The organism is uncultured Thiodictyon sp., assembly GCA_903837595.1.
GTDB lineage: Bacteria > Pseudomonadota > Gammaproteobacteria > Chromatiales > Chromatiaceae > Thiodictyon.
In genome coordinates this window covers 1-2,084 of the sequence record CAILVI010000088.1, presented here as the reverse complement: position 1 = coordinate 2,084, position 2,084 = coordinate 1, and the positions used below count along the sequence as shown (strand labels likewise).

4 protein-coding genes are annotated in these 2,084 nt (G+C 68.1%); all 4 read right to left on the bottom strand.

Translation table 11 applies throughout. From position 1 onward, the window contains the following. Positions 1 to 339: 339 nt before the first annotated feature. On the bottom strand, positions 340 to 687 hold the full coding sequence (gene traA / locus QZY44_RS04880) for a TraA family conjugative transfer protein (RefSeq protein ID WP_295443024.1): 348 nt from the start codon (positions 685 to 687) through the stop codon (positions 340 to 342). Positions 688 to 775: 88 nt separating this feature from the next. Then, entirely contained in the window at positions 776 to 1,162 is a 387-nt protein-coding gene (locus QZY44_RS04875) for a TraV family lipoprotein (RefSeq protein WP_295443021.1), read from the bottom strand. Next, complete coding sequence (locus QZY44_RS04870) at positions 1,159 to 1,386, bottom strand: conjugal transfer protein TraV (protein ID WP_295443018.1); 228 nt, start codon at positions 1,384 to 1,386, stop codon at positions 1,159 to 1,161. Before QZY44_RS04870 ends, QZY44_RS04875 begins: the two co-directional genes overlap by 4 nt. Then, positions 1,383 to 2,084: DsbC family protein (locus tag QZY44_RS04865; RefSeq protein ID WP_295443015.1), on the bottom strand; the 702-nt coding region annotated here is incomplete at its 5' end. The genes QZY44_RS04865 and QZY44_RS04870, both read right to left, overlap by 4 nt.

Sequence of the window (2,084 nt, the reverse complement as noted above, 5' to 3'; positions counted from 1 at the left end):
GGGTTCATAGGCCAGCACCGGAAAGAGTTCGGCCGCACGCGAACCGCGAAACTGGCGAGGGATCAAGAGGTTCTCCGCTGGGGGTGGCTGACGGCGATTGAGACGGATGACGGGCGGGGTGAGGGTTTTCCGTTCGCCCTGAGCTTGTCGAAGGGTGAACGGAAAATCCTTAGGCTATTGAAGTTAAAGCGCTCGTGGTTCGACAGTTCGACTGTTCGACGAGCTCACAGCTCACAGCTCACCACGAACGGCTTAACTTCATGGCCGTGGGCTCATGGGATTGGTGACGGTTCCCCATCGCTGCCCGGCCCGCGGGCCGCTGATGCGAGTGACTCCGGCTTACGAGATCAGCGGCAGGGTGGCGGACACCGTGGCGTCGATGACGTTCGGCGCCAGGAACAGGCCGGTCCCGGCTGCGACCCCGAACACGAAGCCCATCACGGACCCGCGGGCGACCCCCGCCACCAACCCGACGATGATGAACACCGCCGCCACGACGCGGCCCAGATAGCCGGTCATCCAGTCGGATAGCTTGGTGTACAGCGGGTTGAATTCGGCGCCCCCGGTGCCGGCAAAGCTGGGGTGGGACACCAGCATCAGGGTGACCACCAACGCCAGCAGGCCGAGGGCCAGCAGCGTCGTGTGTTGCCGGGGCGACAGCCCCAGCTGGAGTGCTTGTGGTTTCATAAGGTTTCCTTCTCGCGCAGGACGATGACTGCCGGCGTTCCGGCGGGTTGCCGATGACCCGGCGCAGTGCGCCAAGCCCCGGGATTCACTAGGCCCCGCGCCGGACGCCAGGCGGAGCCGGTAACTGGGTGGGTGGTTGGGGGGCAGCGCCACGACCCTCGCCTCCATCGGCCGGGCGTTGTTCCACTTGCAGCGGGCGCAACACGGTGTAACGCGAGGTCGTGGACTGGTCGGCGTAGCTCCAGCGCGTGGGGTCCACCTCGACATACACCGTCGCCGGCGCGTGTAGATCGCCCTTGTCGTCCTCCCAGGCCGCGAGCCAGACGGCCATCGTGGTAGACGACACCCGCTTGGGTGCGAATTGCGCCGGACGCTGATCCGGTCCCGCGACCATCGGGCCTGGGTGTTGGAACGTGGCGCAGCCGGCCAGGGTGCCGAGCAGGGTGAGCGCAACGCAGATGCCGGTTCGTTTCATAGGAAACTCCCGCTGTTGGTGGTCGTGGTCACGCTCGGGCGACGTTCCGACGCGGGCGGTGGGCCTGCCCCGTCGGTCAGGCGATAGATTTCCGAGGTGGGCAGGCACAGCGGCCGACTGGGGAAACCAGGACAGGCGAATTGCGCGTTATCGCTGGCGCAGCCCGGCAGTGCCGCCAGCGGGGACACGGCGACCAGCAGCCAGAACCATCCGGCGCGCCTCACTGCCCGCCCTCCCCTGACTTGGGCGCTCCGGTCTGGGTGCCGGCGAGCCACCCGGCGAGGTCGTCCGGCCGACCCTGGTGGATGCGTCCGTCGGGCGCGATCACGAAGGGGGTTCCTCTCACGCCGAACATCTGCGCCGTGATCAGGGTGCGTTGGGCCGTCTGCTGTCCGCAGGTACCCGTCGCCGACGGCACGTCGGCGCGGTGTTCCAGCAGTGCCGCGAGCGCGGCGGCGCGGTCGGTCGTGGCCAGGCAGTGCAAGGCCAACACCTCGGACTGGGAGTCCTCGGCGATGGGCAAGGGGATCAACCGGAACCGATAGCGGTCCGCCAGTGACGCCAGATCCTTGAAGAAGGCGGCGCAGTGGGGGCATTGCGGGTCGACGAAGGCCACGACATCCGGACCCGTGCCGAGGTCGAGCGCACCCAGGTCGGCGACGTCGAGCTTCAGGTGTCTGAGGTCGATGCGCCCGGCCAGATCCTCGGCCTGGGCGAGCGAGGTCAAGGCCACGCCGTGCCACAGGTCGTAGGCCTTGCCCCGGACCACATAGCGCCCGGTGTCGGAGATGAAGATGAGTTGCCCGTCGTTGGTCTCCACCGCCTGGAGGCCGCCCACGGGCAGCCGGGCCATGCGACGGATCGCGGTGTCGCTGCTGCCCAGGATCGTGCCCAAGGTGGCGGCGGGCTCGGCCCAGAGGGC